Raw genomic sequence first — 1,190 nt, forward strand, 5'->3', positions numbered from 1 at the left:
GAGACCTTTGCACAGAAGCCGATTGGTGATTCTGTGATGATGGTCGAAGCAGGGAGATTCGGGATGGCGGATCGTGTTCTGGGTCAGTTGAGTCTGGCGGACGGGCTGGCGGCGTCGGACGAGACGATTTTCGACCTGGTATCGAAGGAACTGGACTGGGCACCGATCCGAACATTGCTGGGTCAGCGCAGCGGTCCCGGCTCGGGCAACACCAGCTACCCGGCGGAGGCGCTGGTGCGCTGTCTTTTGCTGGGCGTGTGGCACGGGCTGAGCGATCCGGCATTGGAGGCTCAGATCCGTGACCGGCTGTCGTTTCGCCGCTTTGCCGGCTTCAGCCTTTCGGACCGTACGCCCGATCATTCGACACTGTGGCGCTTCCGCGAGGAACTGACGCGCGAGCGGCTGATCGACAAGGTGTTTGAGGAGATCAACCGCCAGCTGGAGACGAAGGGCCTGATCGTCAAGCGCGGCACCTTAGTCGATGCGACGTTCCTGCAGGCCCGTGGGCGGCCGCCCAAGCAGCCGAAGAAGGGCCACCAGGGCCCGGCCAAGCCGTCGGCCGACAAGGACGCGCGCTGGGGCAAGAAGGGCAACAAGAGCACCTTCGGCTACAAGATGCACATCGGCGCCGACCAGGAGCACACCATGATCCGGCGTGTCGAGGTAAGCGACGCCTCGATCACCGACACCGAGGCGGCCGACAATCTGGTTTGCGGCGATGAGAAGGCGGCCTATGGCGATCAGGCCTACTACACCCATGCCAGGCATGATCGGCTGGCCAAGGCCGGGATCAAGGACCGGCTGATGCGGCGGCCCAACAAGCATCATCCCGAGTTGCCGGCGCGCCAGAAGCTGCGTAACCGGTTGATCGCCAAGGTGCGGGCGGCTGTGGAGCGGCCTTTTGCTGTGTTCAAGGAGCGCTACGGCATGCGGCGCCTGCGCTTCTTCAACCTCGCCGCCAACCGCACGCAATGCATACTAGCCGCCTGCGCCTACAATCTGCGGACCATGATCGGCGCCCTCTATCCACCTGGCGGAAAGCCGGCATGAGGAGGAGTCTGTCTAAAATCGGCGGATCGGCCGGTCATGCCGGTCGATGCCATACCAAGCCGTCGAAAACTGCTTTCCCGGCCTTCAAAAAAGCCCCATTAACTCACCAACCAGGATTTCGCTTCCCGTGCAAAGCCCTC

1 protein-coding gene is annotated in these 1,190 nt (G+C 62.9%); it reads left to right on the forward strand.

Annotated elements, in window-relative coordinates; all coding sequences use genetic code 11:
* The first annotated feature begins 63 nt into the window (after positions 1–63).
* Positions 64–1,050 (forward strand): IS5 family transposase, encoded by a 987-nt coding sequence (locus tag NKI54_RS36290; RefSeq protein WP_352572754.1) that lies wholly within the window; start codon positions 64–66, stop codon positions 1,048–1,050.
* Positions 1,051–1,190: the final 140 nt, after the last annotated feature.

The sequence above is a fragment of the Mesorhizobium sp. M0663 genome, from assembly GCF_040320585.1.
Lineage (GTDB): Bacteria > Pseudomonadota > Alphaproteobacteria > Rhizobiales > Rhizobiaceae > Mesorhizobium.